At 47.5% G+C, this 15,268-nt stretch carries 19 protein-coding genes and 3 pseudogenes; 1 reads left to right on the top strand and 21 read right to left on the bottom strand.

From position 1 onward, the window contains the following. From L655_RS0109900 to L655_RS0109885, 4 genes are all read right to left on the bottom strand, one after another. Positions 1–523, bottom strand: a 523-nt coding sequence (locus L655_RS0109900; protein ID WP_024604934.1) for a hypothetical protein, incomplete at its 3' end; no start/stop codon positions are given. Then, positions 520–1,005, bottom strand: a complete 486-nt coding sequence (locus tag L655_RS0109895) for a hypothetical protein (protein WP_002960001.1) — start codon at positions 1,003–1,005, stop codon at positions 520–522. The genes L655_RS0109895 and L655_RS0109900, both read right to left, overlap by 4 nt. Further along, entirely contained in the window at positions 1,002–1,583 is a 582-nt protein-coding gene (locus L655_RS0109890) for a hypothetical protein (RefSeq protein ID WP_024604933.1), read from the bottom strand. The genes L655_RS0109895 and L655_RS0109890 overlap by 4 nt, the downstream gene beginning before the upstream one ends. Further along, positions 1,525–1,842, bottom strand: coding sequence for a hypothetical protein (locus L655_RS0109885; RefSeq protein ID WP_024604932.1), 318 nt, complete (start codon positions 1,840–1,842; stop codon positions 1,525–1,527). Before L655_RS0109885 ends, L655_RS0109890 begins: the two co-directional genes overlap by 59 nt. Positions 1,843–1,943: 101 nt before the next feature. On the opposite strand from L655_RS0109885, the gene L655_RS1000000126270 reads away from it, so the two are divergent. Beyond that, positions 1,944–2,525, top strand: coding sequence for an HNH endonuclease (locus tag L655_RS1000000126270; RefSeq protein ID WP_024604931.1), 582 nt, complete (start codon positions 1,944–1,946; stop codon positions 2,523–2,525). A 29-nt stretch (positions 2,526–2,554) separates the two neighbouring features. On the opposite strand, the gene avd is transcribed toward L655_RS1000000126270, so the two are convergent. The 17 genes and pseudogenes from avd to gpM all read right to left on the bottom strand — a co-directional run. Beyond that, the gene (avd, locus tag L655_RS0109875) at positions 2,555–2,905 is read right to left on the bottom strand and encodes a diversity-generating retroelement protein Avd (RefSeq protein WP_024604930.1); all 351 of its coding nucleotides are present in this window, start codon (positions 2,903–2,905) and stop codon (positions 2,555–2,557) included. A gap of 55 nt (positions 2,906–2,960) precedes the next feature. After that, positions 2,961–4,162: pseudogene (locus L655_RS1000000128505) on the bottom strand (SUMF1/EgtB/PvdO family nonheme iron enzyme). Continuing rightward, entirely contained in the window at positions 4,159–4,737 is a 579-nt protein-coding gene (locus tag L655_RS0109865) for a phage tail protein (RefSeq protein WP_024604929.1), read from the bottom strand. Before L655_RS0109865 ends, L655_RS1000000128505 begins: the two are co-directional and overlap by 4 nt. Then, positions 4,734–5,444: a hypothetical protein gene (locus tag L655_RS0109860; RefSeq protein ID WP_024604928.1), complete on the bottom strand. Its 711-nt coding sequence runs from the start codon at positions 5,442–5,444 to the stop codon at positions 4,734–4,736. The genes L655_RS0109865 and L655_RS0109860 overlap by 4 nt, the downstream gene beginning before the upstream one ends. Continuing rightward, positions 5,437–6,585 carry a baseplate J/gp47 family protein gene (locus L655_RS0109855; RefSeq protein ID WP_024604927.1) on the bottom strand — a complete coding sequence of 383 codons (1,149 nt, stop codon included), beginning with the start codon at positions 6,583–6,585 and terminating at the stop codon, positions 5,437–5,439. Before L655_RS0109855 ends, L655_RS0109860 begins: the two co-directional genes overlap by 8 nt. After that, entirely contained in the window at positions 6,575–6,901 is a 327-nt protein-coding gene (locus L655_RS0109850; RefSeq protein ID WP_002960016.1) for a DUF2590 family protein, read from the bottom strand. The genes L655_RS0109855 and L655_RS0109850 overlap by 11 nt, the downstream gene beginning before the upstream one ends. Next, entirely contained in the window at positions 6,901–9,234 is a 2,334-nt protein-coding gene (locus tag L655_RS1000000127940; protein WP_241764472.1) for a hypothetical protein, read from the bottom strand. The genes L655_RS0109850 and L655_RS1000000127940 overlap by 1 nt, the downstream gene beginning before the upstream one ends. Continuing rightward, positions 9,167–9,604: a phage tail tape measure protein gene (locus L655_RS1000000128500; protein WP_343222924.1), complete on the bottom strand. Its 438-nt coding sequence runs from the start codon at positions 9,602–9,604 to the stop codon at positions 9,167–9,169. Before L655_RS1000000128500 ends, L655_RS1000000127940 begins: the two co-directional genes overlap by 68 nt. Then, complete coding sequence (locus tag L655_RS1000000128495; protein ID WP_029751727.1) at positions 9,552–10,310, bottom strand: phage tail tape measure protein; 759 nt, start codon at positions 10,308–10,310, stop codon at positions 9,552–9,554. Before L655_RS1000000128495 ends, L655_RS1000000128500 begins: the two co-directional genes overlap by 53 nt. A 168-nt stretch (positions 10,311–10,478) precedes the next feature. Beyond that, the gene (locus L655_RS0109835; protein ID WP_024604926.1) at positions 10,479–10,766 is read right to left on the bottom strand and encodes a putative phage tail assembly chaperone; all 288 of its coding nucleotides are present in this window, start codon (positions 10,764–10,766) and stop codon (positions 10,479–10,481) included. 2 nt (positions 10,767–10,768) lie between these two features. Beyond that, positions 10,769–11,394, bottom strand: a pseudogene (locus L655_RS01000000125385) (hypothetical protein). Then, positions 11,394–11,843, bottom strand: coding sequence for a phage protein (locus L655_RS0109825; RefSeq protein ID WP_002960021.1), 450 nt, complete (start codon positions 11,841–11,843; stop codon positions 11,394–11,396). Before L655_RS0109825 ends, L655_RS01000000125385 begins: the two are co-directional and overlap by 1 nt. Before the next feature lie 8 nt (positions 11,844–11,851). Beyond that, positions 11,852–12,952, bottom strand: coding sequence for a DUF2586 domain-containing protein (locus L655_RS0109820; RefSeq protein WP_024604925.1), 1,101 nt, complete (start codon positions 12,950–12,952; stop codon positions 11,852–11,854). A 22-nt stretch (positions 12,953–12,974) separates the two neighbouring features. Next, on the bottom strand, positions 12,975–13,607 hold the full coding sequence (locus L655_RS0109815) for a phage virion morphogenesis protein (RefSeq protein ID WP_024604924.1): 633 nt from the start codon (positions 13,605–13,607) through the stop codon (positions 12,975–12,977). Then, positions 13,600–14,074 (bottom strand): annotated as a pseudogene (locus tag L655_RS01000000125380) (phage tail protein). Before L655_RS01000000125380 ends, L655_RS0109815 begins: the two are co-directional and overlap by 8 nt. Further along, on the bottom strand, positions 14,071–14,508 hold the full coding sequence (locus tag L655_RS0109805; protein ID WP_024604923.1) for a head completion/stabilization protein: 438 nt from the start codon (positions 14,506–14,508) through the stop codon (positions 14,071–14,073). Before L655_RS0109805 ends, L655_RS01000000125380 begins: the two are co-directional and overlap by 4 nt. Before the next feature lie 109 nt (positions 14,509–14,617). Continuing rightward, positions 14,618–15,268 (bottom strand): phage terminase small subunit (gene gpM, locus L655_RS0109800; RefSeq protein ID WP_024604922.1); only part of this gene is annotated, 651 nt, incomplete at its 5' end.

The following is a 15,268-nucleotide window of genomic DNA, read 5'->3' as shown; positions in this document are numbered from 1 at the left end:
GTGGCCAGCGCGAGTCATGCCAGCTGCCGACAAATATCTTACCATCGGGGCGTTGCTGAAATATAAAATCGCTAATACCCCAAACTTTACCTATTTGCCTAAGCGCTTCTATACCTGTGCCGCTGTGATAAAACGCGGGCGTTATTTTATTTAAATATTCGGCGCTTTCAGGTGCCACAAACTCAACGCCTAGCTTTACTAGTTCATCTAGCACGGCCTTTATTGTTGCGTGACGAATAGCAAGCGGGGCGGGAAAGCTTAGCGCGCCGAGCAGCTCGCGGCAGGTTAAATACCATCGGCCATTGGCTTGGTGCTTTGACTCAATTACGCCAAGGAAATACGGGATCATATTATCAAGTGTGTAACCTAGGTGCAGCTCGACCAGCCCGCTTGGCTCTTGCTCTGCGACCACTTCAAATTTTGCGCGGCCTGTGCTGGCAATGTCTAGTTGCACGGTTTTGCTAACAATATTGGTTACTGTGTTGCCGCCAATTGTTAGCGTGTTAGAGAGGCGAGTACTCATGGTCCTTCGACCTCGTTAAATTTATTTTGTACGTCGTCGTTGCTGGTTGTTGCTTGCGGCTGGGCGCTTTCGGTTGCTTGTTCGTCTAGCTGCTGTTGCTCGCGCTCTGATACAGATTGCACTTCTACCAGTTTAAATGCTACTTGCCAGCCTTTTTTGTTTTCTATTTCGCTGGCGCTTATGTCGCCATCGAATTTTGCTTTACGTATTTTATATGCTGCGGCTAGCTCGTTATTTACTGTGTAAATAATACGTGCGCCGTTTTCGTCCAGCGCTTTTGCTTTGCTTATTAATAATGCCAGGCTAGCGCTTTCGTTAAATGGGATTTTAGTATTTACGGTTAGTGTGCCCGACTTTACGCCTTGGTCGCTACTTAGTGAAAAGCTGCCAAGGCCTGACATATCGCCACCGGCTAATTTTACGCCTGCGTTTACGCGGGTTTCGAACCCGGGCACGTTCCAACCGTCGAGTGCTATGCTCATAATACCTCTTTAATTTTATTTAGCTCAGCTGCTTGGCCTACAAATACGCACATTGCCCAATACATTTGGTCGCTGCCTTTGCGGGTGATTGCATCGGCTAGCTGTTTAGCGCTGCCTGCAGTAATTAATTGCACATCTACGGCGCTGCTTTTTGCTGTGAACTGTGCTTGATTTAATCGCTGGTCGCGGGCGGCTTTTAGTTCTGCGGCTTTGGTTAATGCATCGTCGATAGCGGTTATTAACTGCTTGCCGCTGTCGTTTGCGGCCACTAACTCAGCTGCTATTTGCTTTTTACGCAGTGGTAGCCAGTTTTGCAGGGCGCTTATTTGCCACTCTAAACTCTGGCCTTCGTACGTTGCTAGCTTGCTTTGCTCTAGCGTGCTTTGGCTTTGGCCGTATTGCGCGCAGGCGATGAACTCGGCTATTGGGCAGTATTCATTTATTGTGCTGAGCGAGCTTGCCAGTGCTGCTGAGCTATTTGCGCTTACAGATAAAAGCAGCGCGTTATATTGTGCGGGCTTATCTGTGCGCGAGTCGTCTTTTATTGCCGATGCAAGCAGCTGCGCGCCCTCTTGCATTGAGCAAGGGGCGGCGGCTTGGTGGNACTTTGTCGCGCCATTTTTGTAGCGACTCTGGCGTACCGTCGAACTGCGCTTCCATGTATAGCGGGTCTGACTCTTTTGCGTAAGCCGCTTGGCGCTTTTCTAGGTTTTGGCTTAGCTCAAACTGCTGCTGATTTAATACAGATTCGATTGCTTCTTGTTCCATACCTAGCGATTGCATATATTCGCTGCTTGTGTTGCTGTGGCTTGTGCCCTTGTAAATGTATGTAAACATAGTTCTACCTTTTAAATGGAGTGTTAAAGTTTATTTCTTTACTTGCAAAGTCATAGCTATATACCTATATTGTACCTATACACTTTGCAATGGTAATCGTCATGTTAATAACAGTCTGCGAACAAGTAATTGAAGTTGCCCAACATCCTGAGTTTTCTTTTTATGCCTGTAGTCGTGATGGCCGCGTTTTTACTAGGCCAGCAATAAAAGTTAGGGCTGGCCTTCCTCGTGATGGAGCTTACCCTCGTGCTGATTATTATGTTGAAATTGCACAATTTATTGCAAAAGCAAAATATACACCTCCCTATAAAAAATGCAGAGTGACACAAGAAGGAAAGACCAAGCTTGTATCTGTTCACCGCTTTATGCTTGAGTGCTGGCAATGTGTAAAACCGCGAACGGTAATCACTCGGCATCTTGATGGTGACTCGCTTAATAATAACCTCTCAAACCTGAAATACGGCACTGTTCAGGAAAATGTTAATGATACTTTTAAACACTCTGGCAATTATGCCGAGGGTGAAAAAAACGGTAGAGCAAAGCTTTCTAAATTTGACGTTTTAACAATACGCAATAGACATGCTGCGGGTGAGGATTCACACGCTATATATGCTGATTATTCTTTTATTACTTTCACCGCTTTACGTGACGTAATAAAAAGAAAAACATGGCAGCATTTATAATGCCTAGAACCTAATACCTGAAACCTGATTCATGCAACTGCCTGTTTGTTTCTTATGGATTTAATCCAACCGCCCAGCATTTTGCCAATTTCTACTAATCGCTCTATCCATAATTGATATTTTTTTACGTTTATATAGCGCAAGTCTTTTGCCAAGCGAACTTGGCGCTTTAGTATTGCTAGCTCAATGTCTAACTCTGTTAGCGTTGTTTTTTTATGATAACGCTTAAATGCAGTAACTATTAAACGCTGCAGCTGCAGCATAGACTTGCGTATTTCTGCTGCTAGCACGTGCGTTTCGTGCTTTGGGAACTGCTTTATTGCTTGATACCCGTACATCAACATGTCTCTGCATTTTTCTTCGATTGTTAGCGCGGTCAAATTTCCTCCTTGTTATGCCCGCGCTATCGCGCGGGGTTCAAATTTCAATAACCAATTACGCAAAGAAAGCGGGACGAAAACCGATCCCCCTGCTCGCACTCGAACGCGCATAGCTCAGATTGAGCGCGCCCAGCCCAGCGTTCGAGCCATAGCCCCAGCTGCCGCCACGCAGCGGGAATCGACTGCCATAATTTCGACAGTAGATGTAACCACCAACCGTAGTGGTTGATTCTGACTCGATTAACAAGCGGCGTAGTAGCTCTATTTTGCTGTAGTCGAGCGCTTTTTCGATTGCTGCAAAATGACTATTTGTTAAATAAGGGTTGTCATATGCGTCATTGCCTACTGGGCCATTACGATTTGTGACGCTGTTACTAAGCTTTGGAGATCCAGCGCTGCCGGTGCCTTCTGTGTTTGCCGTTGGCGAATCTAAAAACGCTGTGTGCTTGTTCCAGTTTTCTTCAATCACCGCTGGGTTGTTGTCGAGCGTAGTAATGATCTGCCCTTCGTCTAGCATCATTTGGTCTAGCCATTCCCACACGTTACCTACTAGGTCTTGGATACCCCATTCTGTGTGGTCGTGCGACCATGTTGCAGGGCCTTTGCCTGTGTCGGTTCTTGCTGTTCCTGATNGTTGTCGCTACGGCGTGCTGTTTCTAATTTGTTTTCGTGGCTGCGTCCGTAGTTTGTATTGCCGCGCGGCACTGTGCCATTTGCATAAGACCACAGCGCTATTGCTGCCCACTCGTGAATGCTCATCATGTGCCAGCCGTCGCCTTTGTTGTTGCATAGCGCTTTTGCTGCATCGTAATTAACTGATGTGCGAGGCTGCACGCCACCGATAACACTGCAGCCGCCATTTGCTCCGGCTGATGCTAGGTATTTACCAATGTACACTTCGCCCAACTGCACACCGTTGCGCATAAACATGGTTGGTATGCCTGTGCCTAGATTTAAATCTACGCTGTATTTTTCTTGGATTTTTGCTGCCAACTCTTCGTATGTGAACGGGGCAATTGCTACCATTACATTTGGGTTGCCTTGCTCATCGATGATGACTTTGTTGCGGCCACCTGACGCGTGCTCGATTGCGTTGCGGTAACCTTCTGATGCAACGATTGCCATTTCGTTTGCTTTGGCTTTTACGAACTGGTCTAGCTGCGTTGTTTTGCTGTCGATTTCGGCTGCTTTGCCTTCGATTGCTGTTGTTAGCTGGTCGGCTGCGGTTACTAGCTGGTTTATTTGCGTTACGCTCATGATAGTTCCTTGCTGAAATTGCTGAAGTTTTTATTTAAAAAGTAATTGCGCACAGTGCGGCGCATGTTGTTTATTTGTGCCGTTGCATTGCTGGTTGCTAACAGTGTTAGCGCGTCAATTTGCGGGCTGTAGTCGAACATCCACGATTGCGCTGGAATGGTAATGCGGGCTAGGGCTGCAGCTGCCGCAAACTTTAAAACGAACGAGCGGTTGTGCACGTTGTTTACGCCTTGTCGTTTTCGCTGTAGCGGTAGGTAATCGACTGCTAGCAATGTGCCGTCGCGCGTAACTAGGCCAATCCAGTTATAGTCAAAGTCGCCGATGTCTTGCTCTAGCACTACTGCCCATGCGACCGTGTTTGCATCAACATAGCCTGACGTATCTATGTTGCGGCGGTAAACTATTTGTGCGCCGCCCGGCATTTTCTCGTTTGGGTTGCGGGTTGCTTGCTCGTTTAGCCCGGGTATGTTTGCAAACACTAGCTCTGTTACCTCAAGCCCTTTGTTTTGCAGCGTTGCTGTTGTTATGTATGCCTTGCCAGCATTGGTCATTATGCCGGTTATTGCCTGATTCATAGTTGCTCCTTGGCGGTGCTTATGCCGCCGTCTTTGCTTAAAAACCCATAATGCTGGTGCGCGGTAATGCTGTGCTGCACGCCAATGTTTATTGCTTGGTGGCGCGTGTTGCTTGTTAGTGCGTCTAGCCCTAAAAAGCTGTGGGCTACGCCGTGATCAATGCCAGTTATTGCGTTTATTTTTGTTGCTGAGCTAACGTAGTTGTTATCCCATTGCACATGCGTTATGCCAAGGCTTAGCGATACTGCTGCCAAGTTATGCACTGTTAGCTCGTATCGGCGGCATGTTCGGCCGTACAACTGTATTAGCTCTGGCAACAGCTCGTATGCGCTTGCTAGCGTTGAGTCGGTCATGTCGATTGCAATAATATCCCAGTCGCGCCCCTCTATTCGCTCGCGCACATTTATGACCTGGAGATCCAGCCGGTTAAAAATGTCTTTTATGGTTGCTATTTCTCCGGCGTCAATTGTATTGACTAATGCGTGCTGTACGCGCTTGCGGTAGAGATCCAGCGGCTCACTATCTAACCGCTGCGTTAATCGCTCCCACGCTAGCAGGCCGAGAACTGGCTCTTCGTTTTGCAGCTCGTCTTTTTGCTGCACAGCCCACATAACGTAGTTGCGCGACTTGCTCCAATACCCTGTAGCCGCTTTTACAAGCTTTTCTGCGTAGCCTTTGTTTAGCCATGTTGCTATTTGGTTAGCCATTTTCGACCTTAGTTACTGTTAGCGATGAAAGCACGGGTAGCCAGTTAGCGGCGGTTATGTCGTCAATGTCGAACTTGATTGACTGCAGTTCACTAAATTGCGCGTGGCACTCTGCAACCAGCTGGCTAACACTGAACACACATTGATGCGCTACGCGGGTGGGTGCGTATGCTGCATTTTGCCTGAACGCTGCTTGTATAAATGTTGTTAACTCGCTTTGTATGTCTTCGCTTTGCGAGTGTAGCTTGTATGTTGCTGTTACATTAAACCCAGTGGTTGCCATTGCATACACTATGAAGTCGTCGCCTAAGCCGTGATGCCCTGCGGTTCTTATGTGCTGATTAATTGCCCCCAGCAAAGCGGTTGGCACTGCGCCTATGTCTAGATATATGTAGGCGTTTGCTGTGCCTGGGCCGCGCGGCGCTCCGGTTTGAATATAGATGTTATCTATTGGCACGCCAAAGCTTGCAATTATTTGTTTGTACACTGCGTTAATGTGCCAGCGAGCGGCGGTTCCGAACACGTTGCGTATGCGCAAGCGGTAATGCTCCGTGCTTTCTGTGTTTGCCCCGGGCTTTATTAGCCAGTCTTGGTTGTTAGTTACTGTTACGCCTTCTTGCTGATCAATAAAGTAGCGGTATGCGTTTGCTGGCAAGTTATATGCTGCGCCCTCTTCTTGTGCTTGCGCTAATGCGTACGCCGTGCTTTGACCTGCTGCAAAATGCACATCTTGCATTAGCGTTAATTTATATACTTGTTCGCCTAGCACGTCGGTAGCAATTTGCGCACCGGCAGTAATTGAGCTTTCGCCCGTGGTGTTTTGGCGCGTGAACGTGAGTATGCCTTGAGCCGCTACGCCCACCTGAATGAAAACGTTGCGCGCGGGGCCGTGCTTTTCTATTAGTGATTCGCGGTTGGCGGTCATTATAAATAGATTTGGCATAAGCTGCTGCGCAACCCAGTTTAATAGCTGCACTAACGGCTTGGTTATTAGCGCTTCAACGGTTCGCCAGAACGGGCTAAACGGTGAGTTATTAGCAACTTGTATGTTCTGCTCTTTTAGCTGGGCCTGCCATTGCTTCGCTGCTGATTGCTCGTCCATTGGCAAGCCTGCATTTTGCATCATTGTTTTAAAGTTCATTGCTGCTCCCATACTGTCGCGTTTGTGCGTTAATGCTTAGCGTGCCATCGTCGTTGCGGTGCACTTTTATTGTGCCTGGCTTTACGCGATTGTCTTGCTCGGTTAGTAATTCGAGTTCGGTTAATATTGGCTCTATTGCGTTTTTGTTGCGCAGGCCAACAAGCTTGGTTAGCAAACCGCTTTCTAAAATGCGGTGCTTTATATCCTGACTTATTACGTCGGCTTTTTTAAACGTACTGGGACTTAGCGAGTCGTTAAGCATAAAGTCGCCGTCTTGTACTTCTAGGTCTATGTGTAGTGCTATATCAAATTTCATTAACCTGCTAGCTCCATCATTTGCTCAAAGCTTTGCGCTAAGTCGTCCGATTTAAAGTTTACGTTTTCAATGCTTATATGCTTGCTGCTATCGCTGCTATTGCTGTTGTTATTTGTGTTGCCGCTGTTGCTGGTTAGGCTTTGCAAGTAAGCCGACGTTTGTAGCTTGGGCTTATATGCAGTGGCCTGTTGTTCTGCGCTAATTTGCTGTGCTTTTTCGGCGCTGTTGCTGGCTGTGTTAGTAATTACCTGATCTGTTTTTACGCTGGGCAATACTGGCTCTGGCGCCGCGCCTTGATTAACGCTTACCAGCTGCGCTTGCTTGGTATTATAAACAGGCGAATTTGCCGAGTTAGTAATATTGTTATTTGCAACCGTAACTGCTTTGTTTTGCTCGCTTGGGAATGCATTGTTTATTAATGCCTGGCTGCGGGCTTGCGCCTGTAAATTTAACGGTGCGGTGCTGTCGGTTGGCACTGCAGGTAAGCGCTGGCTAGTAAATTTAAATGCATCGTTTGCGGCTTCACGCTCGGTCATTACTTTTGGCTGGGCAGCTATGGCCGCTGGCGCTAAGCTGTTTTGCGTAGCGTTATTTACACTGCTATTTACCGCTGCTAATGCCTTCGTGCTAGTTGCGCTGTTAGTTACCGTTGCCGCATTGTTTTGCGTGGCGTTAGTTGCGTTGTCGATTGCCGTTGCCGCATTGTTTTGCGTGGCGTTAGTTGCGTTGTCGATTGCCGTTGCCGCATTGTTTTGCGTGGCGCTCACTGCGCTGCTAGTTACTGCGCTGTTATTTACTGCGTTGTTTTGCTCGCTTGGGAATGCATTATTTATTAATGCCTGGCTGCGGGCTTGCGCCTGTAAATTTAACGGTGCGGTGTTGTCGGTTGGCACTGCAGGTAAGCGCTGGCTAGTAAATTTAAATGCATCGTTTGCGGCTTCACGCTCGGTCATTGCTTTTGGTTGCGCTGAATAAGCAGGGTCGTTTGCTGCTGCTTGGCCTGCTAATGCCTGCGTGCGCGCTTCTTCGGTTTCAACAATTGCTGTTACTTTAGGCGCTGCATAATTTATAGGGCTGTTTGGCGCTATGTATTGCGAGCTTGCTTGCTGAGCTGGCGCGCTTGCTTTACTGATAACGCTTTGCCCGTAGTCGCGGCTGTAAGCTTGGTCGGCACTTTGCATAACCATTGTTTGCGGCTGAACTGCTTGGGTTACTTTGGTTGCCTTTACTTCTACTTCGTCGTCACCAAAGCCAAAGAAATCTTTTATTGAGTCGGCTATACCTTTTAAGCCGCCTACTTTTTCGCTGAGCCAGTCGAATGCTTTGCCGTAGCCATTCATCAACATGCCCATTGGTGTAAATCCAAATATGGTTTTGATGATTTCGAAAAAACTACCTAGCGGCGATTGCACTGCGCTCCACATGCTACCGATTGCACTGCCTAGCCAAGTAATACCATTAATTAATTTGGTTACCCCCCAAATAACTAGCTTTATAGGTGCTAGCACTAAATTTAGTATTGACCCAAAAATCAAGCCGAAAACTTCGCCTGCTGATGTTATGCCCTCTAGCGCTTCGCTTGACTTTTCAACCGGTGCAAATAAAGACGCAAACCAGTTAAACGCACTTTTAACGGCGTTTATAATTGGCGCGAAGGCATCGCCAAGCTCGCTAAACAAGTTAGTTACTGGCGCCATACTGTGTACAAAGCCATCCCAAAAGCCGCTCATAAATGCTTTAATTGGCTGCCAATATTTATAAATAACAAGCGCCAATATAGCCACCAATGCAATGATTGCGCCTATTGGGTTGGCGATCATTACCGCATTTAAAAAGCCCATTATTCTAGTTACGCTAAATAGGCTGCCTGCAAAGCGCCCAAAGCTTGCGCCGCCGGCTGCCAATACTGCTGGGAATAGTTTTAATGTGCCCATGAACCCTAGGGCTTTTATTCTTGAAAAAATCAAACCAGCCGGCATAAGGAGTCGAGCATTAAATACTTCGTATGCAATGCGGGCTTTATTAGTTGCACCTGCGTAAAGCGTTGTAACAATTGATGCTGTTTGCGTAGCCTTGGTTTGTGCAATTGTTTGCGCTGTGGTTAACGCGCTCACTGCGCGGGCTTTATTTGTAGCCCCTGTAGATAGCGTTAACGATGCTGCAAGCGCTTTGTTTGTTGTTGAGTAAAGCGCTGTCGCGTACTTTAGGCCGCTTATAATTGGCGTTAATACAACCGACGCATATTTAAACAACCCCATAGCAAAGTTAACTAAGCCAAAGGCTGTTACCAAGCCCACCACGCCAACAACAACGGTTGCTAGTGCGCTGGACAAAATAGGGAATTGCTCGGTTAATGAAACTATTACTGCAAACCCTGCCGNCGGCCGCATTGGCTCCGCTTGCAATCCTATCCCATGCGCTGGCAATTATTTTTGCCATTTCATCCGCTTTGGAGTTGTCTTGCACGCCTTCGAAAACAGCAATGTCATCTTTTAACTTCCCTATCTTGCCGCTTAATGTGCCGACCGCTTTTGCACCCTGCTTACCAAATATTTTTGTTAGCACATCGCCACGCGCTACAGAACCCAGCGATGAAAGTCGGTTATTAATACGCCCTAGCACTACGTCTATTGCAAGCATGTCGCCGTTGTCATCGGTTAATTGAATGCCTAGCGACTGTTGCGCCTTGCCAATGCCCTGCAATAACGATGCGGCNTTGCGTGCCCGCAACCGCACCCGACTTTTCAACTAGCTGTAACTCGCCCACTATGGCAAATTGCTGAGCTGAGCTTAGGCCAATATTTGTTGCCGTTGCGCCAAGGTTTGAAAACGCCGATTGCATTTCTGCACCGGTGGTTTTGTAAAGCTGTACTGCGGTTGCGGTTTGGCCTGCTATTTGGTTTACCCAATTAGACTTGCCCATTTTGTTGGCTGTTTTTTCAAATATGCCATACATGGTGCCCATGTAGCTGGTAATGGTGGCTGCGTCGGCTTTGGTTGCTACCGCTAGTATGTTTGATGTTTTAGTAAATTCTGATAGCTCATCGCCCGTTAGTCCGGCAATGGCTGATTGAATATCGTATGCACTGCGCACAAACTCGGCAGAGTTGCCACCAAATTGAAAGCCAAATTCGTATGATGTTTTAGTTAGTTTTTGCAATGCGTCGTCGGCAACGCCTAATGACTGCACTTCGCCCAGCGCGGCAACGTGATCAATTGCGGGAGCTAGTGATTTAGCCAGTGCGTAACCACCACCAACGGCTGNGCCGCGCATCATTTGATCTTGCGCGGCGGCTGTTTGCTGGCTCAGCTGATTAATTTTAGCCATGACTTTATTAACCGGACCCGTCACCTTGTCGATGATGCCGATTGAATAATTAAGCTTGTCTAACTTGCTGAGCGTGGCCATTACATTACTCGCTTAGTGCTTGGCATATGCCGTTATTTACAGCAACTACAAAGTTTTCTTGCTGCTGCGTTTCGAGGTATAGCGCTTGCGCTAGGCTCTCTTGGGTGGCGGTAACCGCGCCAAAATACTTGGCGTGGTATGCCTGGAGCTGATCTAACCGAGACTTGCCTATTTGCTTGGCTCGGTCTTCGATTTTTTTACGGTGAAATTAAACTCCGGTTGGTAGTCTTCAACAATTGCACCCACTAAAAATAATGCGGCGCCTGGCTGCTGCACTAGCTCTTTTAATTTTTTAGCGTCTTCTTGCACTACTGTGTTTAATACAAAGTTAGTGGCTGGCTGCACTTTGTTGTTTGGCTGTGTAGAGTTAATGTATTTGTTGTAGTCAGCTGCGTTTACGTTAAATGTAATTTCGCCTACCGGTGTTTCTAATGTGATTTTTTTCTCGAACGCCATGATTATTTACTCGCTTTAATGTCGGATTGATTTAGTAATGTGTATGTAAAATACGGGCCGTACTTGGCTGCTGATTGGTCACACAAATTAATGAACTCGTCAAAGTCATTTGGGTTAGCTAGCACTTGGCAACCTGCAGACCATTTATCAACTTGGGTTGATGTGGTTTTGCTGTTTGCTCGGTGGCAGTTAATACCAAAGTAACCCTGCTGTAGCTCGGCTTGTGGTGTGACTTCCGTGTCTAACTCGGTGTTTTTGTCGTTGTCGCGTAGGACAACAACAGGTTTGTGCTGCACTAGGGCGCGGTATTTGCCCTGGTGATAACCCAACTTCCATACGCTTTTATGCTGCCCTGCAATTAGGACCGCTGTGCCGCTTACGTTCATTGGATTTTGACGCCAGTAAATACCGGCGTCGGTGGTTGCTTTGTACTGCTTTAATTGCCATTCGCTGTCTTGCTGATACAGCACGCAAATAACATCGTTAAAGGTATTGGCGCGTGTGTTGTTGTGACGAATACCTATGATATTTAGGTTTAATTCGCCCTCGAACACGCGGTAGCNTAGCCGCAGGCCTTTAAAGTGCTAAGCAATGTTGCGGCAGTTAGTTTGCGAATGGCTTTGGTCATTACAAGTCTCTCACTTCATCAGATGTTAGGTACGGCACGCCGTTAATTTTTACAAAGTCGGGACTGGTGATCGGACACTTAATTGATGTTGTGTCTTCTTCGCCGCCGTCGGCTTTAATGTTTAAAATTTCGTCTAGTTGCGGTAGACAGCCAAACGCTTCAATGTTCTTTTTGCCTGCCGCTACTTCGGCGTTAAATGCTACGTCGAACGGCTCAATGCCTTTCCAGCTACCTGCCTTTGCCGCTTGCGCTTGCACAATTAGCCAGTTTTCGTGGTCGAGCTTTAGGGTTACTTCGCCCTCCACGTCGCCGTCGATAAAGCCTTTTGGTACGCCACGCACTTTTTTAACTGTGCGGCCGTCGGTGATTTTTACGGTTGCTTCGATTACGTGCACCATTGAGTTACCAATGAAAATATCGAAGTCTTTACCGCCTAGTACTTTTTGCATGTTCGCTCCTACTCTGCGTTATCTAACATGATGCCAACTATGATGGTGTTGGGTGAATCGATTGGCTTAACTTTGAGAACGACTTGCAATGTAGTTGCGTTCATAAACGTTAGGCTGATGCTGTCGTCTTTTGGCGTGTCGATTAAGCCCGGGAACTTGTCGGCACCAATGTTAATTGAGCGCGCCATTTCGCGTAGCGGTTTGCCCATGATGCGCTTACCAAATTCAATGCCGCTAGCACTGTTGTTTAGGCGGCGGTTTTTAATGTTTTGAATGGCAATAATGCGCACGTCGCGTGCGGCCTTGTCGACAATGCGGCCTGTTTCGATTTGCTGAAAGTCGCCGCCTTCGGCATCTAGCATGTTTACGTCGCCAAAATATGTGCCGTCGAAATCTGGGTAAAACTGTGTACAACTAAAGCGCAGCGCGTCTAGTGCGGCTGTGGTTGAGTTGGTTAACGGTTTGCCTGCGGCATCTACCGGATGCGGCATTAGTGACATTGCACCCGTAAGTACGCGCATTGGGCTATCGGCAATAGTGACTGCGCTTTTGCATAAACGCCCAGTTACTGCGCCTAGCTCGTCGCCAAATAACAAAGGAATAACAGCTGTTTGCGGTGCTACTACGCCTTCGGTTATTGGCTGCAATGCGGTTACTAAGTCTGACCAGTTTTGTAGCTCGGTTAGCCCAGGCGCTGCAACTAAAAAGCGCACGCGGCGAGCAAGACTTGCTAGTATTTCAAGCGCTTTTGCTTGATAGCTTTCTACTTCTGCTTTGCCTGTTACGGGCGTACAAATAACAATGATTTCGGGACTTACGTCTTGATCCATTGCTTCGTCAATAAGCGCCATTACGTCGGCGTCGATTGCGTGCGCTATTGCATAACCACTTACTAGGTCGTCGCCGTTGCGCTGCCATGCTTTAACTTGGGTTTTTAACGGTGAGTCGGCTACGCCAAACTCAGCATCAAAGTCGCTTTGTGCATTAATGGGTAGAATTTTGCCGTTGTTTTCGGCCGCTTGGCCGATGAACAATACGGTGCGTTCTACCTGTTTTGTAGCGCCACTGCCTGTTTGAATGGCGGCAACGGATACTTTACCTTGTGCCATGGTCGTTCCTTTTTTGCTTGCGCTACGCCACTTGCATAGCTTTGTTTAAAATAAAATTCATTTGCTCTTTTTGTTCGGCAATTGTTTGCCCCAAAAAGGAGCGGGCCGGTAAATCAATTTTCCATGCGCTCTTGCCTGAGCTGCCCTTTAATTCGCGCAGTAAAAACCCTGCTTGGTTTTTACTTAGGTTTGCTGTTATCCACTTTATGCTTGGCCGCTTGCTGCCCTTGCCTTTGCCGCGCGGTATTTTGTAACCCTCGCTTATTAATGCGCGGGCTAAGTTGCGCGTGGCTGGGCCTTCTTTATTTTGTGCGGCACTGCTTTTTGGCTTGCCTGCATCTAGGCTTATTCCCTCTTGGTGGGCGCGGGCTATTTTTCCGCTGTTGCCCCCTTTAAAATAAACCCCTGCGCTATTTGCGCCGTAGCGCACTTTCATGTTGCGCTTTAGCTTGGTTAGCATTTTCTTTTTTTTACCGTTGGCGCGGCTTTGCCATGTTTTACCGGCTAAATCGCTTTGTCTGGTAATGCGCTCTTTACTGCTTTTGTTTGCTGCACGTATTGCGCTGCGCAATATGTTGCGGCGCTTTTGTGGCTTAAGCTGTAAAAACGCTAGCTGCTCTTTGCTGCGGCCTTCGTCAAACTTGAGGTTAAGCACGGCTTACTTGGCCTTCAAGTATGAACGCTTCTGCTATCCACAGGCTTTGCTCGCCAAAGTCGTAACGGTTGCCGTTAAATTCAAACGGGCCGTTGGGTGCTTGTATTAGCTCTATGTCTTCGCATAGCTGGTTTATTGTTAGCTCTACTTCGTTGCTGTTGTCGTCGTTAACGTCGGCACTAAATTCAATGTCGGTGCTGTCGTATCGNCCCGCCGTTGTTTTGCAACCAAAACGATGCAAAGGCACAAATAAGTGCTGCGGGTGCTGCGCATGGGTTTATGCTGATCGCTCCTGAGTAATAAAACCTTGCTGCCAATAGGCCGTTGCCGTTAATTGTTTTGCTGCTTGGCTCTATGCGGCCGCCTTCTATCCAGCTGTCGAACTGGGTGCTTAGTGCTAGGTTGCGGCCTTGGTATTCTGCGGTTGCTAAATGCTGCTTAAGTTTTGCTATTTTGCTTTGGCTCATAGTAGCTCTACCGTTATGTTAGGGCTTAAGCCTTGCAGTTGGCGCATGGCGTTTATGCTTTCTCTTAACCAATGTTCGTGGTTGTCTATTGCCGCTTGGCTTTGTGCTGTTGCGCTGTCGCGGTGCGTGCTGCCTAGCTTTGATACCAACAAGCTGGCTTTTGCTTTGCTGTAAACTGCGCGCTTATAAAACAGGGCTTGCTCGGCGCTTAACGTTTGGCCATTGGTAAGCTGTGTATTTGCTAGCTCTTGGTTAATTTCGGCTTGTGCGTAAAGCAGCTTTTCTAGCAGTACGTCGCTTTTGCTGGCGTACTCTTGGGCTATTGCGTAGTGCTCAATAAAATGGGCGGTGCTTAGCGCTGGGTAATAGCCGCCGGCTTCAATGGTTACATTGACACTTTGTAAATCTGCTTGTGGCATACCGCTTAAGTTCATATTGCACCTTTAAAAACACACACGTTAAATTGGGTGCGGGCGCCACTTAGTCACGGGGCGTCAAATAATGAATACTGACGACGTGCTAAGTTGCCCGCTGGCGTTGGAGCTAGTTAGCGGTTTGCTGTTCTGGCTCCGCTGGTTTAATCATTTTTTGCAATTCTTTTAGCAGGGTTTTAACGCCTGCTTTGTCGTTAATGGATTGGGCCATTTCTGCAAAGTAAAGCGCATTGCCTAGGTTGAGCTGTGCTTTATTTACTTTTGCAGCTATTGCGTAAAGCTTGCCGCCCACTACTTCTAACCCTGCCCAGTCTTGGTTTTTAACTACGTAAATTAAGCGGTGCAGTATAAAGCCAATGTCGTACAGACCTTGCTGTTGTGATTCGGCAAGGTAGTAATTTGCGTCGTCGTAGAGTTGGTCGATAACGAACGCCGCCCAGTGCTTGGTATTAAACACGGTTGGCAGTGGTTGCTTTTGCTCGATCATTAACGGCAATAAGTCCATTACTGCATCCCAGCGCTTTAAATCAACTAGCCAAATAAACACCCACGCCAACACTTTGTTGTGGTGGTTTTGGCCGCTTAGGCGGTATTGGTTTATGTATGCTAGGTAGTCTTGGCGCTCTAGCGCTTCTGATTTGTATGTTGCTTTGTCGCTAATGTCGGCAAATGTTTTTAATTGAGCCAAGTCGGATTCTATAGCTGCTGCATAAAGCTGGTACTCGGTTTGCTCGTTTACGGTTGCTGGCGCGTTGGCTTG

Origin of the sequence: Pseudoalteromonas sp. TAE79, from assembly GCF_000498015.1 — a bacterium.
Lineage (GTDB): Bacteria > Pseudomonadota > Gammaproteobacteria > Enterobacterales > Alteromonadaceae > Pseudoalteromonas.
This window is presented reverse-complemented; position numbering and strand designations above follow the sequence as displayed.

Bases quoted from the DNA above. Each gene is read 5' to 3' on its own strand.
- L655_RS0109895 (WP_002960001.1), bottom strand. From the start codon at position 1,005: ATGAGCATAGCACTCGACGGTTGGAACGTGCCCGGGTTCGAAACCCGC.
- L655_RS0109890 (WP_024604933.1), bottom strand. From the start codon at position 1,583: ATGCAAGAGGGCGCGCAGCTGCTTGCATCGGCAATAAAAGACGACTCG.
- L655_RS1000000126270 (WP_024604931.1), top strand. From the start codon at position 1,944: ATGTTAATAACAGTCTGCGAACAAGTAATTGAAGTTGCCCAACATCCT.
- L655_RS0109865 (WP_024604929.1), bottom strand. From the start codon at position 4,737: ATGAATCAGGCAATAACCGGCATAATGACCAATGCTGGCAAGGCATAC.
- L655_RS0109860 (WP_024604928.1), bottom strand. From the start codon at position 5,444: ATGGCTAACCAAATAGCAACATGGCTAAACAAAGGCTACGCAGAAAAG.
- L655_RS0109855 (WP_024604927.1), bottom strand. From the start codon at position 6,585: ATGAACTTTAAAACAATGATGCAAAATGCAGGCTTGCCAATGGACGAG.
- L655_RS0109850 (WP_002960016.1), bottom strand. From the start codon at position 6,901: ATGAAATTTGATATAGCACTACACATAGACCTAGAAGTACAAGACGGC.
- L655_RS0109835 (WP_024604926.1), bottom strand. From the start codon at position 10,766: ATGGCGTTCGAGAAAAAAATCACATTAGAAACACCGGTAGGCGAAATT.
- L655_RS0109825 (WP_002960021.1), bottom strand. From the start codon at position 11,843: ATGCAAAAAGTACTAGGCGGTAAAGACTTCGATATTTTCATTGGTAAC.
- L655_RS0109820 (WP_024604925.1), bottom strand. From the start codon at position 12,952: ATGGCACAAGGTAAAGTATCCGTTGCCGCCATTCAAACAGGCAGTGGC.
- L655_RS0109805 (WP_024604923.1), bottom strand. From the start codon at position 14,508: ATGAACTTAAGCGGTATGCCACAAGCAGATTTACAAAGTGTCAATGTA.